This window comes from Streptomyces sp. NPDC111606 (genome assembly GCF_055656945.1).
On record NZ_JBVKBY010000005.1, the window covers coordinates 152788 to 174317 of the forward strand.

The following is a 21530-nucleotide window of genomic DNA, read 5'->3' on the forward strand; positions in this document are numbered from 1 at the left end:
TCAGCAGACCGGGAGTCCCGGCACCGGCTCGTCGTTGTTGCCGCCCTCGAGGTAGACGTCGCTGACGAAGACGTTCGTGTTGCCGCTGTCGTCGTCCGTCTTGGCCCACCAGACGTTGGTCCACTGGCCGGACGTCTCCCGACGGCCGAGATTCTGCTGGCAGTAGAAGTAGTTGGTGCCCGCGTTCAGGATGCCGACCTCGGTGCCGGAGGCGGTGTAGGACGTGGCGGTCTTCCAGACCTGGCAGTTGTACTTGCCGCCGCCGATGGCGAAGCAGGACGGGTCCGGCGTGGTGCCCCCGCCGCCGGTGGTCCCGCCACCGCCTGTGGTTCCGCCACCGCCCGTGGTGCCGCCGTCGCCGGAGCCGCCGCCCGTGGTGCCGCCGTCGGTGCCGCCTCCGCCCGAGGGCTTGGTCGGGGACGAGGTGGTGGGGCGATCGGTGGGCTTGCTGTCCGCCTTGTCGCTGGGGGACTTGGTCGCGTCGGGGGACTTCTTGTCGTCGTCCTTCTCGGTCAGACCTCCGTCGCCCGAGCGGTCGGCGTCGGGACTGCCGCTCGCCTCGGGGGACTTGTCCGTGGCGGCGACCGCCGACGTGCCCGGCTCCTCGGCCTTGGCGTCGCCCGAGTTGTTCAGCAGGGCGACCGTGACCCCACTGGCCGCGAGGACCACGGTGACGGCCACGGCGGCGAGCAGGGCACGGCTCTTGCGCCGGGCGGGGCTGCCGGAGGAGGTGACCATGGGGCCGGTGGCGGCCGAGTCGTGCGGCGAGGGGCTGGGGCTGCCGAAGGCGTGCGGGGGTTGCCCGGAGTGCCCCGGCACACTGCCGTACGGCGATGGGGCCGGCTGCCCCGGGGCGCCGGGTCCGTGGCCGGGTACGGGCGGGCCGGGATGGACGGCGGCGCCGAAGCCCTGTGCCGGTGGCGTGCCTCGGCCGGGAGTCGCGGGGCCGTTCGCGCCCTGCCCCGCAGTCCCGAAGCGTGGCGCCCCGGGCAGGTCCGACGCGGGCACGCCCTGTTGTGGCGTGTCGGCGCTCTGAGGCCCTGGAGTGCCCTGGCCCGGGCCGCCGTACGCCTGTCCGGCGGGGCCGGTCGGTGCGGGTGCCCCGAATCCGGGCGGCACCGAGGGGACGCTGCGCTCCGTCTCGTCCCGCCCGGGCCCGGAGTCCGCCGGGCCCCGCAGGGCCGCCGTCGGCGCGTCCATGCCGCCCGACCCGGCCACCGCCAGGAGGAGTTCGCGTGCCTCGTCGGCCTCCGGGCGGGACTCGGACCGCTTGTCCATCAGCCGCGCCAGGACGGGGCCGAGCGGCCCGGCGTTGACGGGCTCCGGCAGGGGCTCGGAGACGATCGCGGTGAGCGTGGAGAACGTCGACGTGCGGCGGAAGGGTGCGGAGCCCTCCACCGCGGCGTACAGCGTGGCGCCCAGGGCCCAGACGTCCGAGGACGGGCCCGGGTCGGCGCCCTGGGCACGCTCGGGGGCCAAGTAGTCCAGGGAGCCCACGAGATGGCCGGTGCGGGTGAGCTGGGTGGCCGCGCCGTCGCCCGGGTCGTCCATGGCGGCGATGCCGAAGTCGGTCAGGACGACCCGGCCGGAGCGCTCCAGCAGGATGTTGCCGGGCTTGACGTCGCGGTGCAGGACGCCGACGCGGTGGGCGGCGGACAGCGCGTCCATGACCTTGGCGCCGATCCCGGCCGCCTCACGCGGGTCGAGGGTGCCACGGTCGCGCAGCACCGCCTCCAGGGAGGGGCCGTCGACCAGCTCCATGACGATCAGCGGGCGTCCGTCGACTTCGGCGACGTCGTGCACGGCCACGACGCCCGAGTGCTTGACCCGGGCCGCCGCGCGGGCCTCGCGCTGCATCCGCAGCCGCAAATCGGCCAGTTCGGGACCGTCGGCGTCCGAGTAGGTGCGCAGCTCCTTGACGGCGACCTCGCGGCCCAGCACCTCGTCGACGGCACGCCAGACCACGCCCATGCCGCCGCGCCCGAGTTGCGCCACCACGCGATAGCGCCCGGCCAGCAGCCGACCGGTCTCGTCCGCCTGTCCGTTCTCCCCCGATGACACCGCTGCCCCGTTCCTGTGACACCACTGACATGCCTTGCGTGGCGTACAGACTACGGGGCAGGAGTGACAACACCAGCCGGTGGTTGCGAATGTGACAGGGCCGCTACTTCGCGGAGGCCGTCAGGTCACCCCGCCGGGGCGACGCGAATCCCTCCAGATCCGTACGGGTCAGACCGGTCAGCCGGGCGACCTCGCCGATGTCGAGGGCACCGCAGTCCAGGCCGCGAAGCAGGTAGCCGCTGAGCGCCTTGGCGGTGGCGGGCTCGTCCATGACGTCACCGCCGGTCCGGTTGGCGTACCGGGCTAGGCGGGCGGCGGCCTGCTCGAAGCCCTCGCGGTAGAAGGCGAAGACGGCGGCGTAGCGGGTCGGGATGTGGCCGGGGTGCATGTCCCAGCCCTGGTAGTAGGCGCGGGCCAGGGCGCGGCGGGTGAGGCCGTAGTGCAGTCGCCAGGCGTCGTGGACCTTCGCGGTCGGGCCGACCGGCAGGACGTTCGTCGAGCCGTCGGAGACGCGTACGCCGGTGCCCGCCGCCGCGACCTGCATGATCGCCTTGGCATGGTCGGCGGCCGGGTGGTCGCTGGCCTGGTACGCGGCGGAGACGCCGAGGCAGGCGCTGTAGTCGAAGGTGCCGTAGTGCAGGCCCGTTGCACGGCCCTCGGCGGCCTGGATCATCCGGGCGACGGTGGCGGTGCCGTCGGTGGCGAGGATGGACTGGCTGGTCTCGATCTGGATCTCGAAGCCGATCCGGCCGGGCTCGAGCCCGCGCGCCTTCTCGAACTCCTCCAGGAGCCGCACCATGGCGGTGACCTGCTCGGGGTACGTCACCTTGGGCAGGGTGAGCACCAGCCCGTCGGGCAGACCGCCGGCCTCCATCAGGCCGGTGAGGAAGATGTCGAGGGTGCGGATGCCCCGGTCGCGTACGGGCGCCTCCATGCACTTCATGCGGATGCCCATGTACGGGGCTGCCGTGCCGTTCTCGTACGCCTCGGCGATCAGCCGGGCCGCGCGGGCGGCGTCCTCGTCCTCGTCGCGCCCCTGGTAGCCGTCCTCGAAGTCGACGCGGAGGTCCTCGATGGGCTCGCGCTCCAGCTTGGCGCGCACACGCGCGTGGACCGGCTCGGCGAGTTCGTCGGACAGGCCGAGCACGGCGGCGAAGGACGCGGCGTCCGGGGCGTGTTCGTCGAGGAGCGCGAGGGCCTGGTCGCCCCAGGAGCGGATGGTGTCGGCGGCGAAGACGTCACCGGGGACGTAGACGGTGTGGACGGGCTGGCGGGTGCCGGGGTCTCCGGGGTAGCGGCGCTCCAGCTCGGCGTCGACCGGTGCGAGGGAGGCGCTGATCTCCTCGCTGACGGCACCCGCGAGGCTGGTCGCCACCTTCTCCTGCTGGCCCTGACCCATCCCACATCCTCCTGACTTCCGCGATACGGAATCAACAATCCGTAGAATGAAGTTATCCGGCGACCTTCCGGCTGGTCAACACCATGTCCACGGGGAGTCACTCACCCATCCCGCCATGTTCACGCCCATCACAGGGCGCGGTATCACACTTCCATACGCACGCCCCGCACGACTCGTCCGGTAGTTCCCACCGAAGGAGCCTCAGTGCCGAACCACAGCCGAGTCACGCGCCGTCTGGGCCTGAAGGCCGCGTTAGCCGCGGCGGTCACCGCGCCCCTCTCCAGTACAGCACTGCCCACGACGTCCGCCTCGGCGGGCGAGCGCCCGGCCGCCCGCCGGCACCTTCAGGTCATGTCGTTCAACCTGCGCTTCGCCAGCACCACCGAGCCGAACAGCTGGAGCGTGCGCAGACCGGTGATGCGCGAGCTGCTGCGCCGCGAGGCCCCGCACGTCCTCGGCACCCAGGAGGGCATCTTCTCCCAGCTGCTCGACATCGACTCCGACCTCGGCCGGCGCTACGACTGGGTCGGCACCGGCCGACTGCACGGCAGCCGCGACGAGGCCATGGCGATCTTCTACGACTCCCACCGGCTGCGCCCGACCGAGTACGACCACTTCTGGCTCTCCGACACCCCCGACGTGATCGGCTCCAACACCTGGGGCGCGGCCTTCGCCCGCATGGTCACCTGGGTCCGGTTCCGCGATCCGACCGACGGCGGACGGGAGTTCTACGTCCTCAACACCCACTTCGACCACGTGAGCCAGTACGCGCGCGAGCGCAGCGCCGCACTCATCGCCGAGCGGATCGCCGGCTTCGACCGCTCCCTGCCGGTCGTGGTGACCGGGGACTTCAACGTCGCCGCCCACAGGAACACGGTGTACGACACGCTGCTCGGCGCCGGTCTCGTCGACACCTGGCACACCGCGTCCGAGCGCAGCGAGCTGTACGCGACCTTCCACGGCTACAAGCCGCTGACGCCGAACGGCGACCGCATCGACTGGGTCCTGAGCACGCCCGGTGTCACGACGCACCGGGCGACGATCAACACCTTCTCCGACGACGGCCAGTTCCCGAGCGACCATCTGCCCGTGCAGGCGTCCCTGACCCTGGGCTGAACGAGCCGAGGCCCCCGTGACCGCCGGACGGTCACGGGGGCCTCGGAGTGCCCGTTTCGGGATCAGCCCTTGCGGGTCTTGATCTCCTCGGTCAGGGTCGGGACGACGTCGAAGAGGTCGCCGACGACGCCGTAGTCGACCAGGTCGAAGATCGGGGCCTCGGCGTCCTTGTTGATCGCCACGATCGTCTTCGAGGTCTGCATACCGGCGCGGTGCTGGATCGCACCGGAGATGCCGGAGGCGATGTACAGCTGCGGCGAGACCGACTTGCCGGTCTGGCCGACCTGGTTGGTGTGCGGGTACCAGCCGGCGTCCACGGCGGCACGCGAGGCACCGACGGCCGCACCGAGCGAGTCGGCGAGGGCCTCGATGATCGCGAAGTTCTCCGCGCCGTTGACGCCACGGCCACCGGAGACCACGATCGCGGCCTCGGTCAGCTCCGGACGACCGGTCGACTCACGCGGGGTACGGCCGGTGACCTTGGTGCCGGTCGCCTGGGCGGAGAAGGACACCGACAGGGCCTCGACCGCACCGGCGGCCGGAGCGGCCTCCACGGCGGCCGAGTTCGGCTTGACCGTGATGACCGGGGTGCCCTTGGAGACACGGGACTTGGTGGTGAAGGACGCGGCGAACACCGACTGGGTGGCCACCGGGCCCTCGTCGCCGGCCTCGATGTCGACGGCGTCGGTGATGATGCCGGAACCGATGCGCAGCGCCAGACGGGCGGCGATCTCCTTGCCCTCCGCGGAGGACGGCACCAGGACGGCGGCCGGAGAGACAGCCTCGACGGCGGCCTGGAGGGCGTCGACCTTCGGGACGACCAGGTAGTCGGCGTACTCGGCGGCCTCGTGGGTGAGGACCTTGACCGCGCCGTGCTCGGCGAGCGTGGCGGCGGTGTCGGCGGCGCCGTTGCCCAGCGCGACGGCGACCGGCTCGCCGACTCGGCGGGCCAGGGTCAGCAGCTCCAGGGTGGGCTTGCGGACGGCACCGTCCACGTGGTCGACGTAGACGAGAACTTCAGCCATGGGATTGCTCTCCTGCGGATTGCGAAGTCTGAGGGGCGGAAGGGGTGTTGAGCCTCAGCGGGCCGATGGACCCTTAGATGAACTTCTGGCTCGCGAGGAACTCGGCGAGCTGCTTGCCGCCCTCGCCCTCGTCCTTGACGATCGTGCCGGCGGTGCGGGCCGGACGCTCGGCCGCGCCAGCCACGACGGTGTACGCACCCTCCAGGCCGACCTCCTCGGCCTCGATGTCGAGGTCGGACAGGTCCCAGGACTCCACCGGCTTCTTCTTGGCCGCCATGATCCCCTTGAAGGAGGGGTAGCGGGCCTCGCCCGACTGGTCGGTGACCGACACGACGGCCGGCAGGGAGGCCTCGAGCTGCTCGGAGGCGGCGTCGCCGTCCCGGCGGCCCTTGACCGTGCCGTCCTCGACGGAGACCTCGGACAGCAGGGTGACCTGCGGGACGCCCAGGCGCTCGGCGAGCAGGGCCGGTACGACACCCATGGTGCCGTCGGTGGAGGCCATGCCGGAGATCACCAGGTCGTAGCCGGCCTTCTCGATCGCCTTGGCCAGCACCAGCGAGGTGCCCAGGGCGTCGGTGCCGTGCAGGTCGTCGTCCTCGACGTGGATCGCCTTGTCGGCGCCCATGGACAGCGCCTTGCGCAGCGCGTCCTTGGCGTCCTCGGGGCCCACCGTCAGAACGGTGATCTCCACGTCGTCGTCGGAGTTCTCGGAGATCTGCAGCGCCTGCTCGACCGCATACTCGTCGAGCTCGGAGAGCAGACCGTCCACGTCGTCCCGGTCGACGGTCAGGTCATCGGCGAAGTGCCGGTCGCCAGTGGCGTCGGGCACGTACTTCACGGTGACAACGATCCTCAAGCTCACGCCGGCTCTCCTACTGCGTCGACATTTCTCTGCTGCCTACTTGCAGGCAGCATAGGCGCCCCAAGCGGCTGATCCCGTTCGGGGCGACCCGCGCTCCGAGCGAAATATTACTCGTCAGTACACCCAGTTCATTCCCGCTAAGCAAGCGCTTTGAACTGTGACCTTTGCAACGCAGCGTAATCGGAAACCGACGGCTTCGCAGAACCGTGGGCAGCCGGTTCCGTCACATCGGCGTGGTGAGGTCAGTCACGCAGGCCGTTGAACCGGCCCTGGTGGTACAGAAGCGGACGCCCGGGACCCGTGGAATCACCCAGGACAACCTCGGCCAGCACGATGCGGTGATCGCCGGCCGGCACACGCGCCACGACCCGGCACACCGTCCAGGCAAGGACGTCATCGAGAACGGGGACGCCTTCCGGGCCCTCGCCCCAGGCCGTGGGCGGGCCGAAGCGGTCGGCGCCGCTACGGGCGAAGGTGGCGGCGAGCTCCTGTTGGTGCTCGCCGAGTATGTGGACACCGACGTACTCCGTGGCGGCCATCGCCGGCCAGCTGGACGCACCGGTGCCGATGCCGAAGGAGAGCATCGGGGGATCCGCGGAGACGGACGTGACAGAGGTGGCGGTGAAGCCGACCGGGCCCGTCTCACCGCGGGCGGTGATCACTGCCACTCCGGCGGCATGCCGCCGGAAGACGGAGCGGAGCAGGTCGGGAGAGGCGAGCTGAGGGGTACCGAGGCCGGACGTGGCCGTCATGGAGTTGTCCTTCTGCAAGGGGAGGCGTGGCGATCCGTGGGTGCTCAACAGCCCGGACAGCGCGCGCTCGCGGTGCGGGCCAGATCGACGTGAGCCCGTCCGAAGAGAAGGAGTTCCTCAGGCATAAGGTCAGGCTGACGATAGGTGGTACGCACAGTCAAGTGGGTTCCGGGATGTGGGAGATGACTCACCCTCGGCTCACAGCCCCTCAGACCGCTTCGCCCAGTGCCGCGATGATGTCCGCCTTGCGCGGCTGGCCGGTGGCCCGCCGTACGACGTTTCCGGTGGCGTCGAGGACCAGCACGGTCGGCGTCTTGAGGATGTCGAGGCGGCGTACGAGGTCCAGGTGGTCCTCGGCGTCGATCTCGACGTGGGTCACGCCCGGGACCATGCCGGCGACCTCCCCGAGCACCCGCCGGGTGGCCCGGCAGGGGGCGCAGAAGGCACTGGAGAACTGCACGAGGGTGGCGCGCTCGCCCAGCGCCGCGCCCAACTCGGCCGCCTCGAGCCGCTTTCCGTCATCGCGCCCGCGCACCCGTACTCTCCCGCTCCGCCGCCGCTGCAGCACTCCGTAGGCACTCGCCGCCGCGAGCACCACCACGCACACCACCAGTCCGGTCATCACCCTGCTCAAGCGTTCACGAGACTGCAAAGATTCCCGACCCCCCGGAACCTTTCCATTGCGGAATGCTTGATTCATGGACATTGATGCGAGGGGGCCGCGCTTCGGGGCGGCCGTGACGACCGTGGTGCTGGCGGTAGCCCTGGTCACCGGAAGCGCCTGGCTGCTGGCCTGGCAGACGCTGGCGTTCGCACTGGGCGCGGCGGGCGGGGTGGGCCGCTCGCCCTACGGCTGGCTGTTCCGCACAGCCGTGCGGCCCCGGATCGGCCCACCGACCGAGTTCGAGGCGCCGGAGCCGCCGCGCTTCGCCCAGGCGGTCGGGCTGCTCTTCGCGGGCCTCGGGCTGGTCGGGTACACGCTCGGTCCGGATTGGTTGGGACTCGCCGCGACCGGAGCCGCGCTCGCGGCCGCTTTCCTGAACGCCGTCTTCGGGTACTGCCTGGGCTGCGAGACGTACCTGTTGCTGCGGCGAGTGACGGTGCGCGCCGAGTAAAGACGGCACAAAAGCCCGAGGTGGATCAAGGGTCGACGTGACGAGGATCTCGCCATTCCCAGGCACTTGGGCTTGGCCCTCGGCCGTTCTTGGGGCACGATCTGCGACAAGCCGTAAACCTACGGCTGCGTAACTTTTCCACTGGGAGCCTCCTTCCCAGGCAGAGAAGGAAGGGTCCACCCCGTCCATGGCAGAGCTTGTCTACCGTCCCGTCGTCGGTTTCGCCCAGGCGTTGTTCAAGGTGTGGGACCTCAAGATCGACTGCAAGGGATCGGAGAACATTCCGCGCTCGGGCGGCGCCGTGCTGGTGAGCAACCACATCAGCTACCTGGACTTCGTCTTCAACGGCCTGGCAGCGCTCCCGCAGAAGCGCCTTGTGCGCTTCATGGCCAAGGAGTCGGTGTTCCGGCACAAGATCTCCGGCCCGCTGATGCGCGGGATGAAGCACATCCCGGTGGACCGCAAGCAGGGTGAGACGGCATACGCCCACGCGCTGGACTCGCTGCGGTCCGGCGAGATCGTCGGGGTCTTCCCCGAGGCCACCATCTCGCCGTCGTTCACGCTGAAGAGCTTCAAGTCGGGTGCCGCCCGGATGGCTCAGGAGGCCGGCGTACCGCTGATCCCGATGGCCGTGTGGGGCACACAGCGCCTGTGGACCAAGGGCCACCCGCGCAACTTCAAGCGCAGCCACACCCCGGTCAACATCCGGGTCGGCGAGGCGATCGAGGCCTCCAAGGACAAGTACGCGGGCGCGATCACCCGCCAGGTGCGCGAGCGCGTCCAGGAACTCCTGGAAGCCGCCCAGCGCGCCTACCCCGTCCGCCCGAAGGACGCGGACGACACCTGGTGGATGCCGGCCCACCTCGGCGGCACGGCACCTACGCCGGAGCAGGTGCGCGAGGCCGACGCCCGCTGACACCCGACCCGTTCAACAGGACGGGGGACGCACCGTGATGTGCGCTCCCGGGCTGAACTTCTCCAGGAGCCCGGCGAGTTCGGCCGCCGCCTGCTCGGCTTCGGCGACCGGCATGGGTGACAGGGTCTCCAGGAGGAAGATCCCGGAGACGGAATCCTCGGTGAGCCGGGTGCGGGGGCCCTGGCGCCAGTTCCAGCGGCGGCAGGTCACGCCCGCGTCGTCGCGCCACACGACCTCGCCCGCGTCCGGGTGCTCGACGACCTCCTCGCCGCCGGCGACGGTCACGAAGTCCTCTTCGCCGGTGGCGCGCACCAGGCGCATGCCACCCTCGATGTGGTCGACGTCCTCGCCGCCGACGGGGACGAGGTGGGCGACGCTGATGGCGTTGTAGACGTCCACCAGCAGGTTGATCCGGGGCAGTCCCGCCTCCGACAGTGCCCTCTTGGCCAGCGCCTCCGCGGAGTTGCGGGTCCGGGACGGCTTCGACCCGAACGCCGTGTAGATCTCGCGCCAGGCCGCCATGTGCGGGTCCTCGTGCGGAGCACGCCCGTCCAGGCGTCCGGCGAGCCGGCGGGCCGCCTCGTCCAGGAGCTCGGAACTCGCCGCGGTACTGGGTCCGTTGACCAGTCCGTGTGCCTCGACCGCCACGTGGGTGAAGCCGGGTGCCAGTGCGCGCACCTCGTCGGACACGGTCAGGGAGAGAGTCATGGTCCGCCTTGTCTCGGGGTTCACAGTGCGGTGGGCAGGGTCTGCCACAGATGAGGCCGGTCGGGGGCGTCCCTGAGGGCATCGAGCACGGCCGGGTGCGGTGCAGCATACAGGACTGGATAGTCCATCTCATTGGACGCCGGATCGGGCGTGAAGGCCAACCGCTCACCGTCGAGCGAGAACTGGGCGTCCACGCCGGGCTTGTTGCCCCGCGGATCCTGCCGATGCCAGGCGCCGTGGAACCGCACGGCGACCAACCCGTGCACCACCTCGAACTTCTGGTAGCACAGCGCCGTCGGGATGTCCTCGGCGCGCAGCAACGCGGCCAGTGCGTGGGCCTTGGCATAGCAGATGCCGGTGCCCTGTTCCAGGACGTCGGAGGCGCGCCAGGTGACGCGGGGATCGCCGGAGTCCTGCGAGTGCGGGATGGCGTCACGCACGAACTCGAAGGCCACTCGCGCATAGTCATACGAGTCGGCCACACCGTCGGCGAGCCTGGCAGCCGTCTCGCGCACGACGGGATGGTGATGGTCGATCACCTCGTCAGCGGCCAAGTAGGCAGAGAGGTCTGCGGTTTCCTGGATCATCTGCATGACTGCAGAGGGTAGGAGGCGACCGAACCGAGAGTCAATCAATTTGCGTGCGAACGCATAGCTATACGGAGCGACAAAATGGCCGATCCTCGCCGCAACCCCACCCCCGCATACAACCCCTCCCCCGCGCCGCAGGTCTCGCCACCGGACAGGTCATCCACTAGGGGGAATCCATGAAGTCTCGCCTGCTCACAGCCGCGCTCGCCGGCTGCGCCCTGGCCGCGGTGGGAACCGGGCCCGTGCACGCCGCGTCGGATCAGCTGTGGATCAGTGTGCCGTCCGAGACCGTGTTGCCGGGGCCCGACGCGGACGGCGCGGCGTCCGAGCGTGTCCTCGATGTCGGGGTCACCCACGACAACACCGAGAACGGGGGGCCGGCCGGCCAACTGACCGTGGACGTCGGTGAGATCGCCTCGTTCGCGCGAGTGTCGTGGCCCGCGAACTGTGTGCCCGAGTCGGCCCTCAAGGCGGTCTGCGACTTCCCCGGGATTCCGGTGGGAACGGACGGCGTGGCGGTAGCCCGGCTCGGACTCCGCGCGCTGCCGGACGCCGATCTCAGCGCGTCCGGGTACGTGCGCTACTCGGCCGCCGCCGGGGAGCTGACGGCAGTTCCGGCGGAGACCCGGATCACCCTGGGCGACGGCCCGGACCTCGGACTCAGCCAGGCCGCGCACCAGCGGGATCTCACGCCCGGCACGAACACCCAGGTACGGGCGACGGTCGCCAACAACGGCAACCGCACCGTGGACCGCACACTGCTGTCGATCTACTCGTCGTACGGCCTTCGGTTCAAGGAGCGGCACTCCAACTGTGAGTACCGGGACCACGCCATCGGTACGTTTGCGCTGTGCGTGCTGGACGAGGCGGTGGCTCCGGGCGAGCGGTACGCCCTGACGACCGCCCTCCGTGTCGGGCGGAACGCGCTGTACGAGCGGTTCGACCACTCCGTACTGCCGTATTCGGACGAGGCACTCGAAGAGGCCCGGGGCGGCGAGACGTGGACCCCTGGCACGGGCCACGAGCTGAACCTGCGCCCCGTGGCGGCGCAGCGGGCCGCCGCCGGCGCAGAGGACCTGGATCTGTCGGACAACTACCGGACCGTCAACCTCGACGCCAGGAACACCGCCGACCTGAAGCTCACCGGCAGCAAGGTGCGCGGGGCCGTCGGGGACACCGTGACCGCGCGTGTCACCGTTCACAACCGCGGCCCGGCATGGGTGGCGTCGCTGGGCGTGGGCGCTGCCGTCGCCACTGTGCGGTTCCAGGCGCCGGAGGGGACGACGGTCGTGGGCCTGCCGGAGGACTGCTCGGCCCAGGAGCCGCCCGAGGAGGGGTCTCCCGTGACGGTCTACCTCTGCCGGACGCCGATCCACCTGCACGACAAGGCGTCCCACAGCTTTGAGGTGCAGCTCCGGATCGACCAGGTGGTGCGCGGGGCACGCACCACCGTCGAAACCCTCAACGACGATCCGGAGCTGTCCATCAGGAAGTTCGACCCGAACCTGCGCAACAACAGCGCCGCGATCGTCGTCAACGGCTGATCGGTGCCGAGGGAGGAGGAGGCCTAGCGGGCCATCTCCTCCTTGAGCGCCGCCACGAACGCGTCCACGTCGTCCTCGGTCGTGTCGAAGGCACACATCCAGCGCACGACGCCCGCCGCCTCGTCCCAGAAGTAGAAGCGGAACCTCTTCTGGAGACGCTCGCTCACGTCGTGCGGGAGCTTGGCGAAGACGCCGTTGGCCTGCACGGGGTAGAGGATCTCGACCCCGTGCACGGCGCGCACGCCCTCGGCGAGGCGCTGGGCCATCTCGTTGGCGTGGCGGGCATTGCGCAGCCACAGGTCCTTGGCGAGCAGGGCCTCCAACTGCACCGACACGAAGCGCATCTTGGAGGCGAGCTGCATGGACAGCTTGCGCAGGTGCTTCATGTGGCTGACGGCGTCCTGGTTGAGGACGACGACCGCCTCGCCGAACAGGGCGCCGTTCTTCGTGCCGCCGAGGGAGAGGATGTCGACGCCGACCGCGTTGGTGAACGTCCGCATGGGCACGTTCAGAGAGGCCGCCGCGTTGGCTATCCGGGAGCCGTCCAGGTGCACCTTCATGCCGTGCGCGTGGGCGTGCTCGCAGATCGCGCGGATCTCGTCCGGCGTGTAGAGGGTGCCGAGTTCGGTGCTCTGGGTGATCGAGACGACCTGGGGCATCGCCCGGTGCTCGTCCTCCCAGCCGTACGCCTGCTGGTCGATCAGCTCGGGGGTGAGCTTCCCGTCGGGCGTGGGGACGGTGAGCAGCTTGAGGCCGCCCATCCGTTCCGGCGCCCCGCCCTCGTCGACGTGGATGTGCGCGCTCTCGGCGCAGATCACCGCGCCCCAACGGTCGGTGACCGCCTGCAGCGCGACGACGTTGGCGCCGGTGCCGTTGAAGACCGGGAACGCCTCGGCGGTGGCGCCGAAGTGGCTGCGGACGATCCGCTGGAGGTTCTCGGTGTAGTCGTCCTCGCCGTACGCGACCTGGTGCCCGCCGTTGGCCAGGGCCAGGGCGGCGAGCACCTCGGGGTGGGCACCGGCGTAGTTGTCGCTGGCGAAGCCGCGGACGTCCGGGTCGTGATGGCGACGGGCGTCGGTCTTCGGAGGGTTCACGGCTTCTCGGTCAGCCACAGACGGTTTCCGTTCACTTCGGCGGCGGGCTTGTCCCAGACGCCGACGACGGCATCGGCCAGGTCCTTGACGTCCGTGAAGCCCGCGAACTTCGCGTTGGGGCGGTCGGCGCGCATCGCGTCGTGCACCAGCGCCTTCACCACCAGGATGGCAGCCGCGGACGTCGGCCCCTCGGGACCCCCGGCCTTGCGGAAGGCGTCGGCGAGCGCGAGCGTCCAGGCCTCGGCGGCGGCCTTGGCGGCGGCGTACGAGGCGTTGCCAGCGGTCGGCTTCGACGCGCCGGCGGCGCTGATCAGCACGTACCGTCCGAGCTCGCTGCGCTGGAGGCCCTCGAAGAAGGCCAGTGAGGTGTGCTGCACGGTGCGGATCAGCAGCAGTTCCAGGAAGTCCCAGTCGTCGAGACTCGTCTTGATGAAGGTCTCGCTGCCGCGCCAGCCGCCGACGAGATGGACCAGGCCGTCGACGCGGCCGAAGTCCTTCTCGATGCGGTCCGCCCAGTCGCGGGTGGCGTCACGGTCGAGCAGGTCGACCGTGTCCCCGACGACGGTGGCGCCGCCGTGCGCGTAGCTCGCCGCGTCCACGGCTTCGGCGAGCCGCTCCGGGTCGTTGTCCGAGCCGATGACGGTCGCGCCCGCCTCGGCCAGTCGCAGCAGCGCCGCCTGCCCGGCGGGTCCACCCGCGCCGGCCACCGCGATCACCGCACCGCTGAGAGCTCCGTTCCCCGCCATCTTCTTCGCCTCCTGCTGAGCTGTGTTCTCGGTGCCGCGGTCGCTCACGCGGCGATCCGCTCGGCGCTGTCCGGCGTGATGCCCCGGGTCGAGGCGATCACGTTCTTGAGTTTCTTGGACAGTGCCTCATAGAACATGCTCAGCGGAAACTCGTCCGGAAGCACGTCATCGACGAGCTTGCGCGGCGGCAGGCTCAGGTCGAGGGCGTCGGGACCCTTGGCCCACTTGGAGCCCGGGTGCGGGGAAAGGTAGCTGGAGACGAGCTCGTAGCCCGCGAACCAGTGGACGAGCTTCGGGCGGTCGATGCCGTCGCGGTACAGCGTCTCGATCTCGGCGCACAGCTGGTTGGTGACCTGCGGGGCGCGGTCCCAGTCGATGAACAGCTTGTTGTCGGTCCAGCGGACGACGTCGTGCTTGTGCAGGTAGGCGAAGAGGAGCTGGCCGCCGAGGCCGTCGTAGTTGCGCACGCGCTCGCCGGTGACCGGGAAGCGGAACATGCGGTCGAACAGCACCGCGTACTGCACGTCACGGGCCTGCGGGACGCCGTCGGCCTGCAGCTTCACGGCCTCCTTGAAGGCGGTGAGGTCGCAGCGCAGCTCCTCCAGGCCGTACATCCAGAACGGCTGGCGCTGCTTGATCATGAACGGGTCGAACGGCAGGTCGCCGTGGCTGTGGGTGCGGTCGTGGACCATGTCCCACAGGACGAAGGCCTCCTCGCAGCGCTTCTGGTCGTGCACCATCGCGGCGATGTCCTCGGGCAGGTCCAGGCCGAGGATGTCGACGGCGGCGTCGGTGACGCGGCGGAAGCGGGCGGCCTCGCGGTCGCAGAAGATGCCGCCCCAGGTGAAGCGCTCCGGGGCCTCGCGCACGGCGATCGTCTCGGGGAAGAGCACGGCGGAGTTGGTGTCGTAGCCGGCCGTGAAGTCCTCGAACTTGATGCCGCAGAACAGCGGGTTGTCATAGCGGCTGCGCTCCAGCTCGGCCAGCCAGTCCGGCCAGACCATGCGCAGCACGACCGCTTCGAGGTTGCGGTCGGGGTTGCCGTTCTGCGTGTACATCGCGAAGACGACGAGGTGCTGAAGGCCGTCCGCGCGGTTCGCGGCGGGCTGGAAGGCCAGCAGCGAGTCGAGGAAGTCGGGCACCTGGAAGCCGCCCTCGGCCCAGCGGCGCAGGTCCTTCACCAGGGCCTCGTGGTAAGCGGCGTCGTGCGGCAGCAGCGGGGAAAGCTCCACCACCGCGTCCACGACACGCCGCACGGCGGCCTCGGCGTCCGTGCGCTCGGGCGCGCCCTCGGCTTCGAAATCGATCGACCCGTCCTTGGACTGCCATGGCCGGATCCGCTCCACGGCATCCTTGAGCACGGGCCACGCCGGGTGCTCCACCACCCTGGTCACAGGAGGAACCTGCTCCTCCGTAGCCGCCTGCACAAGAATTTCCGTCATGACCCATCCTTCACGGGAGAACCTCGCGTATGGAGACCGTATACGTACGAGGTTCCTTTCAGCAAGAGGAGAGCCGGGAAATTATCCTGCACACCCCCATGGTCACCGCAACTTTTGCTGTTGGTCATCCCGATGGCGCATACCCCGTCCATGCGTGGGCATGCGCACGGATGAACGGGTGGTCCACAGCGGCAGGTCAATCCCTGCGGGACTCGCCCACGGCCGGGTGACCATCCGGAGGGGTGCGATCCAGGTACGACATGTCCACTGCCGCAAACCCTGCGTACACGTGGGGTTCATCACGCGCCGGGCCCACTAGGCTGCGGATCTGCCGCGCGAACAGTCCGCTCCGGTTCGCGTGCACACCGAGCCGCCGTCGACGGAAGCGAGTTGAACCTTGAACTTCCTTACCATCGGTCACCGCGGAGTCATGGGTGTCGAGCCCGAGAACACCCTCCGTTCGTTCGTCGCCGCCCAGCAGGCCGGCCTCGACGCCATCGAACTCGATCTCCACCTGAGCAAGGACGGCGCCCTCGTCGTCATGCACGACACCGATGTGGACCGCACGACCGACGGCACCGGCGCGATCGCCGACAAGACCCTCGCCGAGCTGCGCGCCCTGGACGCGGGCCGCGGCGAGCGCGTCCCGGTCTTCGAAGAGGTCCTCGACGCCGTGAGGTCCCCGCTGCAGGCCGAGATCAAGGACGTCGCGGCGGCCCGGGCGCTCGCCGAGGTGATGACCAAGCGGGACCTGGTCTCCCGGGTCGAGGTGTCCTCGTTCCACGACGACGCCGTCGCCGAGATCGCCCGCCTCGTACCCGGCGTACGGACCGCGCTGATCGCCAGCCGCTACGGCACCGACATCGTGGACCGTGCCGTCGAGGCCGGCGCGGCGACGGTCTGCCTCAACATCCGCCGGCTGACCCTGGAGGTCGTGGAGCACGCCCGCAAGGCGGACCTCAGGATCATCGGCTGGGTGGTCAACACCCAGGACCACCTGCGTCTCGTACGGGCCCTGGAACTGGACGGCGCGACCACCGACTACCCCGAGATCAAGCGCACCGGCCGTTTCACGGCCTGAACGTCCCCCGCATGAACGTCACGCCAGCTCCTTGACCAGCAGCTCGAACTGCAGGTCGGGGCGCTGCGGGATGCCGAAGCGCTCGTCGCCGTACGGGAACGGGGTCATCCGTCCCGTACGGCGGTAGCCGCGCCGCTCGTACCAGGCGATCAGGTCGTTCCGTACGGAGATCACGGCCATGTGCATCTCGGTGACGCCCCAGGCCGCGCGGGCCTGCCGCTCCGCCTCCGCGATGATCACCTTGCCGAGTCCGGCGCCCTGGAGTGCGGGGCTGACCGCGAACATCCCGAAGTAGGCGTGGGCGCCGCGGTGTTCGAGCTGGCAGCAGGCCACCAGTTGCCCGCTCTGCTCCACGGTGAGCAGCCGGCTGTCCGACGACCTGATGACCGCCAGCACGCCCTGCGGATCGGTCCGCTGGCCCTCGAGAATGTCCGCCTCGGTCGTCCACCCGGCCCGGCTGGAGTCCCCGCGGTAGGCGGACTCGATCAGCGCTACCAGCGTGTCCACGTCGGCGTCGGTGGCGTCACGGAAGGTGAGTCCGTCGGCGGCGGCGGTCGCGGTGGTGTCCATGGGGCGCTTCTCCAATCTCGGGCACGGCTCGGGCACCGCTGAGCGTAACGCGCCGCTAGGATCCCGCTGCATGGTGCACGTACTGAGCGGACGGACCCTGCTTCACCCCACCGACCCCGAGCGCTCCCGTGTCTTCTACGGCGAGCAGCTGGGCCTGGCCGTCCACCGCGAGTTCGGAACGGGGCCGGAGCGCGGCACCGTGTACTTCCTCGGCGGTGGCTTCCTGGAGGTCTCCGGCCGTTCCGAGACCCCGCCCTCGCCGGCCGTCCGGCTGTGGCTGCAGGTCGAGGACCTGGCGGCGGCGCACGACGAGCTGCGGGATAAGGGCGTCGAGATCGTCCGGCCGCCGGTGAAGGAGCCGTGGGGCCTCGTCGAGATGTGGATCGCCGATCCGGACGGGACGCAGATCGTGCTGGTGGAGGTGCCGGCGGACCACCCACTGCGGTACCGGCCCGGAATCTAGGGCCGGTGTCGCCAACCTCGGTCGGTGCGGGTCAGTTCCCGGAAACCGGCCGAGGTCAGACAGTCGATCATCGTGCCGTCGGTGGCCTGCTCATGGGCGAGGAGGCGGTCCACACCGCACAGCCGCAGCCAGTCGGCGGCCTGACCGAGCAGTCGGTGCTCCAGCCCGCCCTCGCCGTACGTCGTCGGGTCGATGTGCAGGTTGCCGATGTCGGCGAGGCCCGTGCCGCGCGTGTGGCGTTCGGGGCGGGACAGGGACGTGTCGACCTCGATGAAGCCGAGGGCGCGCCCGTCGGCGTACACCGTGAAGCGCGTGCCGCACTCCCCCAGCGTGCGGTCGACGGTCTCGCCCGGCCGCGGTTCGTGGGTCGGCAGGTCGGCCACGCGCGCGATCAGGATCACCTCGGTGTCGCCGACGTGCCGAAAGCCCGCGCGCTCGTAAAGGGCGCGGATGTGCGGCCAGGTGCGGGGCAGGCCGTGGACGGCCGGGGCGGGGAGCTCGCCGCTCGCGTACCGGGCGCGCACGTTCCAGCGGGCCAGCTGGGCCAGGCAGGCATCCATCAGCAGGTCGGCGGCTTCGTCGGAGTCCGGCCAGAAGGAGGCCGGCGGACGGCACACGAACCAGTCGATCTCGCCGATGTCCCGGTAGATCCCGCCCACCTCGTCGTCCGCCCGGTAGCGCAGCAGATGGGCGGCGGCCACGACGTGGTCGCGCTGCTCGGCGACAAGGGTCACGCGCTCGCCGACCCAGGGGTCGGTGATGAATTCGTCCGGCTGTCGCTCCAGAGCACTGAGCACCGTGTTCACGGAGACGGAGACGCCGGGGACGACCGCGGCGACGTGCATGTTGATCAGTTCGGTGAGCTGGTCGCGGTCGGCACGGCGAAAGGGGCGCACCTCGAGCGCGGGCATGCGGGACCTCCGGTCGGAGAACGGTGTCGGGAGGCCGCCACGCGGTGCGGTACGGGGTCGAGAATACGACGGTGGCGGCGCCGGGCTCCAGGGGAATTCCGCCGGATGGCCGGGGCCCAGGTAGGGGCTTAGCGTGCTGGAGGGGGGGTTCCTGCGGGAGGAGCGCCATGAAGCTCGACAAGCCGGTGACCGGCGGGCCCTGCTGGACCGAGCTCGGGACCAGCGACGTGGCCGCGGCCCAGCAGTTCTACGAGGGGCTGTTCGGCTGGCGCGCCGAGACCGATCCGCGTCAGGAGGCGGGCGGGTACACCGTCGCGCACCTCGGTGAGGCGGCCGTGGCCGCGCTGACGCCGCTGTACCAGGAGGGGCAGCCGGTGGGATGGAACGTGTCGTTCGCGGTGCGGGACGCGGACACCGCCGCCGCGCAGGTGACGGAGGCCGGCGGCACTGTGCTGGTCGGCCCGATGGACGTGTTCGACGTGGGCCGCTTCGCGGTGGTCGTGGACCCGACGGGTGCGGTCTTCCAGCTCTGGCAGGCCCGGTCGTTCCCCGGCGCGGGGGTGCTCAGCGCACCCGGCGCGCTGGGCTGGGTGGAGTTGCTGACCCGGGCGCCCGAGCGGGCCGTGGAGTTCTACACGACGGTGTTCGGCTGGAGCGTCAACGCCTCGGAGCACTACACGCAGTGGGGCATCGACGGCGACGACTTCGGCGGCATGCTGACGATGGACGACAAGTTCCCGCACGAGGTGCCTGCGCACTGGCTGCCGTACTTCGCCGTGGTGGACGTGGACAGCATGGCGGCGGACGCGACCGAGGCGGGCGGCACCGTTCTCATGGAGCCCACCGCCATCCCCGACGGACCGCGGATCGCCGTACTGCGGGACCCGCAGGGAGCGGTGTTCGGCGTGTACCGCGCGGCCGACGAGAAGTGACACGGCCGACCGCACGGCCGGCGGGCGTTGAGACCACCCGCGCTCGGGTCAGCCGCGCAGCGCCCCCAACTGACCCTCCAGCCGACCGAGCAACTCGCTGAGCAAGGACGCCAGTTCGTCCTGGCCCTGCGGGTCGACGCCGGACAGTACGGCCGTCTCGTACGCGAGCTGCTCGGGAAGGATGCCGTCGACCAGGTCTCGGCCCGTGTCGGTGAGGCGGACATGGGCGACGCGACGGTCACGGGTGTCGCCGCGGCGCTCCACCAGGCCGCGCTCGGTCAGCTGCTTGAGGCGTTTGGTGACGGCGGCGCCCGAGGAGAAGGTCTCCCGGGCGAGTTCGCTGGGGGTCAGTTCGTGGCCGGTGCGGCGCAGCGCGCCGAGCAGGTCGAACTCGGGGCGGCTGAGGCCCGCCCGGCGCAGCGGGGCGTCCTCGGCCTGCTGGAGGAGGGCGGCACAGCGGTTGATGCGGCCGATGATCTCCATCGGGGCGGTGTCGAGGTCGGGGTGGACGGTCCGCCATTGCCGGACCACGGCGGCCACCGTGTCCCGTCTCGTCCCGGTCGGCCCGCCGTTCGTCGCCGTCATGGCCGTACGCCCTCCGTCGTGTCGCCTGTGCGCTGGTCCGGGCGCGGTCCCTGGCTACGCCCCGTGGCCGCGAGCGTACGGGGTCGGCTCCGCTCGGCGCGCACGACCCGCTGCCACCGCCGGTCCGGTACGGCCACCGCGGCGACGAGGCCGACCAGCGCGCCGACCAAGGTGTCCACGACCCGCTCGGTGATCAGCCGCCCGGGCTCCTGGAACCCGGCGAACTCGGTGATGAGCAGCGCCATCGGGGTCACGCAGACGCTGCCGAGCCAGTAGTTGCGGCTGATCAGCGCCTCGGCACCGAAGTTGAGGGCGAGGCAGCACACGACGAGGGCGATCTCGCCGGTGTGGGCGAGTGGGACGAGCGCGGCGAAGAGGAGGACGCCCAGCAGGTTGCCGATGACCCGCTGGACGCCACGGCCCCAGGTGAGGCTGAGGTTGGCCTGATACAGGCACGCCGCGGTGACCAGGGCCCAGTAGGGGCGGCCGATCCCCAGGGCGAGCGAGGCGTATCCGGCGAGGGCGCAGCCGAGGGCGGTGCGTACGGCGAGCGGGGTCAGGGGGGCGAGGCGGTGCCACAACGGGGTGGCGGGCGAGGTGAGTTCGGTCCCGATGTGCGCGAGGTCGTCGACCTCCGGCACGGGCCGGGTGCCCCGCACCTGCCGGGCCCAGGTGCGCAGCAGCGCGGGGGCGGCGTCGGCGGGGGCGGCGAGGGCGACCTCGGCGCGGACGACGAGGCGTTCGAGCGCGCGGCGCGTGCCACCGTCGCGGCCGGGGCGGCCGGCGGAGTGCAGCGCCTGCCGGGCGGCGTGCACGGCGGCGGCAGCGGTGGCGTGGGCACGGGTGTGGCGGTCACCCGGGCCGCTCGGAGCGCCTGCACCGCCCGTCTCGACGTACGCGGCAGCCGCGTGCAGGGCACCCGCGGTGGCCCGGCGCTCCGGGCCGTGCGGTCGCATCAGGCCCGGTGCCATGCCGACGAGCCAGGCCCAGGCGGCGGCCGTGGCGGCAAGACCGACGTGGCCGGGGATCTGGGCGAAGGACTGCGGGGCGAACAGGGCGGCGGAGCTGATGAAGGTGAGCACCACGTTGCCCGGCGGACCGATACGGGTCGCGTCGCACAGCACCTTCTGCACGGCGGCCAGTGCCGCGCCCACGGTGACCAGTACTACGGCACTGCTGGTGAGTGAGGCCGCGACCAGCGCCGTGGCCAGGCCGCCGAGCATGCCGAGCACGACCCATGCCAGGGCGCGGGCCCGGGCGGCGTAGGGGCGGTTGTGGGCGTAGAGCGCGCACAGGGATCCGGCCATCGTGTACATCGCCAGGTCCAGCCGGCCGAGGAGCAGCAGGGCGACGTTGGGCGGGGCGACGGAGAAGACCACGCTCAGGGCGGGCTTGAACCAGATGTCCGACGGCCGGCCGAGGCGCAGCACGCCGGCGAGCGGATGGCGGCTGCTCGTACCCATCACCAGTTTCATACCCATCACCTTAGCAAGTGTTTTACTTGTAAAGGAAACAGATGAGACGGGACGTGTGCTGCGGTACGACCTGCCGTGCTCCGGCCAATGCTCCCCGCGTACACCCTTGCGCTCGCATGCGCGCCGGACGTCCGGGGCATCGA

General features: G+C 70.8%; 22 protein-coding genes. 7 read left to right on the forward strand and 15 right to left on the reverse strand.

Going from position 1 to position 21530, the window contains the following annotated elements; genetic code table 11:
• Positions 1–2061 (reverse strand): serine/threonine-protein kinase, encoded by a 2061-nt coding sequence (locus tag ACZ7M7_RS19420; RefSeq protein ID WP_472118385.1) that lies wholly within the window; start codon positions 2059–2061, stop codon positions 1–3.
• A gap of 103 nt (positions 2062–2164) precedes the next feature.
• A complete protein-coding gene (locus ACZ7M7_RS19425; protein WP_472118388.1) occupies positions 2165–3460 on the reverse strand; it encodes a DUF6986 family protein in 1296 nt (431 codons plus the stop codon).
• A gap of 204 nt (positions 3461–3664) precedes the next feature.
• Here ACZ7M7_RS19425 and ACZ7M7_RS19430 point away from each other — a divergent pair, with 204 nt between their 5' ends.
• Complete coding sequence (locus ACZ7M7_RS19430; protein ID WP_472118391.1) at positions 3665–4576, forward strand: endonuclease/exonuclease/phosphatase family protein; 912 nt, start codon at positions 3665–3667, stop codon at positions 4574–4576.
• Positions 4577–4638: 62 nt separating this feature from the next.
• Here ACZ7M7_RS19430 and ACZ7M7_RS19435 read toward each other — a convergent pair whose 3' ends face one another.
• From ACZ7M7_RS19435 to ACZ7M7_RS19450, 4 genes are all read right to left on the reverse strand, one after another.
• Positions 4639–5601 carry an electron transfer flavoprotein subunit alpha/FixB family protein gene (locus tag ACZ7M7_RS19435; protein WP_362379271.1) on the reverse strand — a complete coding sequence of 321 codons (963 nt, stop codon included), beginning with the start codon at positions 5599–5601 and terminating at the stop codon, positions 4639–4641.
• Between the two features lie 73 nt (positions 5602–5674).
• Positions 5675–6463 carry an electron transfer flavoprotein subunit beta/FixA family protein gene (locus ACZ7M7_RS19440; RefSeq protein WP_472118394.1) on the reverse strand — a complete coding sequence of 263 codons (789 nt, stop codon included), beginning with the start codon at positions 6461–6463 and terminating at the stop codon, positions 5675–5677.
• A gap of 242 nt (positions 6464–6705) precedes the next feature.
• Positions 6706–7215 carry a flavin reductase family protein gene (locus ACZ7M7_RS19445; RefSeq protein ID WP_383629854.1) on the reverse strand — a complete coding sequence of 170 codons (510 nt, stop codon included), beginning with the start codon at positions 7213–7215 and terminating at the stop codon, positions 6706–6708.
• A gap of 208 nt (positions 7216–7423) precedes the next feature.
• Entirely contained in the window at positions 7424–7837 is a 414-nt protein-coding gene (locus ACZ7M7_RS19450; RefSeq protein ID WP_383599720.1) for a TlpA family protein disulfide reductase, read from the reverse strand.
• 76 nt (positions 7838–7913) lie between these two features.
• Between ACZ7M7_RS19450 and ACZ7M7_RS19455 the strand changes: the two genes are divergently transcribed.
• Both ACZ7M7_RS19455 and ACZ7M7_RS19460 read left to right on the forward strand, forming a co-directional pair.
• The gene (locus tag ACZ7M7_RS19455) at positions 7914–8330 is read left to right on the forward strand and encodes a DUF4395 domain-containing protein (RefSeq protein WP_472118397.1); all 417 of its coding nucleotides are present in this window, start codon (positions 7914–7916) and stop codon (positions 8328–8330) included.
• Positions 8331–8517: 187 nt separating this feature from the next.
• Entirely contained in the window at positions 8518–9246 is a 729-nt protein-coding gene (locus ACZ7M7_RS19460; RefSeq protein WP_383598729.1) for a lysophospholipid acyltransferase family protein, read from the forward strand.
• Between the two features lie 12 nt (positions 9247–9258).
• Here the strand turns inward: ACZ7M7_RS19460 and ACZ7M7_RS19465 are convergent, their stop codons facing one another.
• Together ACZ7M7_RS19465 and ACZ7M7_RS19470 are read right to left on the reverse strand one after the other, a co-directional pair.
• A complete protein-coding gene (locus ACZ7M7_RS19465; RefSeq protein ID WP_451166132.1) occupies positions 9259–9954 on the reverse strand; it encodes a B3/B4 domain-containing protein in 696 nt (231 codons plus the stop codon).
• Positions 9955–9974: 20 nt separating this feature from the next.
• Positions 9975–10547, reverse strand: coding sequence for a transglutaminase domain-containing protein (locus tag ACZ7M7_RS19470; protein ID WP_472118401.1), 573 nt, complete (start codon positions 10545–10547; stop codon positions 9975–9977).
• A gap of 173 nt (positions 10548–10720) precedes the next feature.
• On the opposite strand from ACZ7M7_RS19470, the gene ACZ7M7_RS19475 reads away from it, so the two are divergent.
• Positions 10721–12088 carry a hypothetical protein gene (locus ACZ7M7_RS19475; RefSeq protein ID WP_472118404.1) on the forward strand — a complete coding sequence of 456 codons (1368 nt, stop codon included), beginning with the start codon at positions 10721–10723 and terminating at the stop codon, positions 12086–12088.
• Positions 12089–12111: 23 nt separating this feature from the next.
• Here the strand turns inward: ACZ7M7_RS19475 and ACZ7M7_RS19480 are convergent, their stop codons facing one another.
• From ACZ7M7_RS19480 to ACZ7M7_RS19490, 3 genes are read right to left on the reverse strand one after another with little or no spacing between them, the layout of a single operon-like run.
• Positions 12112–13182, reverse strand: coding sequence for a threonine aldolase family protein (locus ACZ7M7_RS19480; protein WP_383598740.1), 1071 nt, complete (start codon positions 13180–13182; stop codon positions 12112–12114).
• Positions 13179–13928: an SDR family NAD(P)-dependent oxidoreductase gene (locus tag ACZ7M7_RS19485; protein ID WP_383599723.1), complete on the reverse strand. Its 750-nt coding sequence runs from the start codon at positions 13926–13928 to the stop codon at positions 13179–13181. The genes ACZ7M7_RS19480 and ACZ7M7_RS19485 overlap by 4 nt, the downstream gene beginning before the upstream one ends.
• Positions 13929–13972: 44 nt before the next feature.
• A complete protein-coding gene (locus ACZ7M7_RS19490; protein WP_472118407.1) occupies positions 13973–15370 on the reverse strand; it encodes a DUF6421 family protein in 1398 nt (465 codons plus the stop codon).
• Positions 15371–15767: 397 nt separating this feature from the next.
• Between ACZ7M7_RS19490 and ACZ7M7_RS19495 the strand changes: the two genes are divergently transcribed.
• Complete coding sequence (locus tag ACZ7M7_RS19495) at positions 15768–16451, forward strand: glycerophosphodiester phosphodiesterase (RefSeq protein WP_383598746.1); 684 nt, start codon at positions 15768–15770, stop codon at positions 16449–16451.
• An 18-nt stretch (positions 16452–16469) separates the two neighbouring features.
• On the opposite strand, the gene ACZ7M7_RS19500 is transcribed toward ACZ7M7_RS19495, so the two are convergent.
• A complete protein-coding gene (locus ACZ7M7_RS19500) occupies positions 16470–17021 on the reverse strand; it encodes a GNAT family N-acetyltransferase (protein WP_472118410.1) in 552 nt (183 codons plus the stop codon).
• A 70-nt stretch (positions 17022–17091) separates the two neighbouring features.
• On the opposite strand from ACZ7M7_RS19500, the gene ACZ7M7_RS19505 reads away from it, so the two are divergent.
• Positions 17092–17484 (forward strand): VOC family protein, encoded by a 393-nt coding sequence (locus ACZ7M7_RS19505; protein WP_451166122.1) that lies wholly within the window; start codon positions 17092–17094, stop codon positions 17482–17484.
• Here ACZ7M7_RS19505 and ACZ7M7_RS19510 read toward each other — a convergent pair.
• Positions 17481–18395, reverse strand: coding sequence for a GNAT family N-acetyltransferase (locus ACZ7M7_RS19510; protein ID WP_472118413.1), 915 nt, complete (start codon positions 18393–18395; stop codon positions 17481–17483). The two genes, ACZ7M7_RS19505 and ACZ7M7_RS19510, sit on opposite strands and share 4 nt — an antisense overlap.
• Positions 18396–18562: 167 nt before the next feature.
• Here ACZ7M7_RS19510 and ACZ7M7_RS19515 point away from each other — a divergent pair, with 167 nt between their 5' ends.
• Positions 18563–19327, forward strand: coding sequence for a VOC family protein (locus ACZ7M7_RS19515; protein ID WP_472118416.1), 765 nt, complete (start codon positions 18563–18565; stop codon positions 19325–19327).
• Between the two features lie 48 nt (positions 19328–19375).
• Here ACZ7M7_RS19515 and ACZ7M7_RS19520 read toward each other — a convergent pair whose 3' ends face one another.
• A complete protein-coding gene (locus ACZ7M7_RS19520) occupies positions 19376–19912 on the reverse strand; it encodes a MarR family winged helix-turn-helix transcriptional regulator (RefSeq protein WP_472118419.1) in 537 nt (178 codons plus the stop codon).
• Positions 19909–21387 carry an FUSC family protein gene (locus ACZ7M7_RS19525; protein ID WP_472118423.1) on the reverse strand — a complete coding sequence of 493 codons (1479 nt, stop codon included), beginning with the start codon at positions 21385–21387 and terminating at the stop codon, positions 19909–19911. Before ACZ7M7_RS19525 ends, ACZ7M7_RS19520 begins: the two co-directional genes overlap by 4 nt.
• Between the last annotated feature and the right edge of the window lie 143 nt (positions 21388–21530).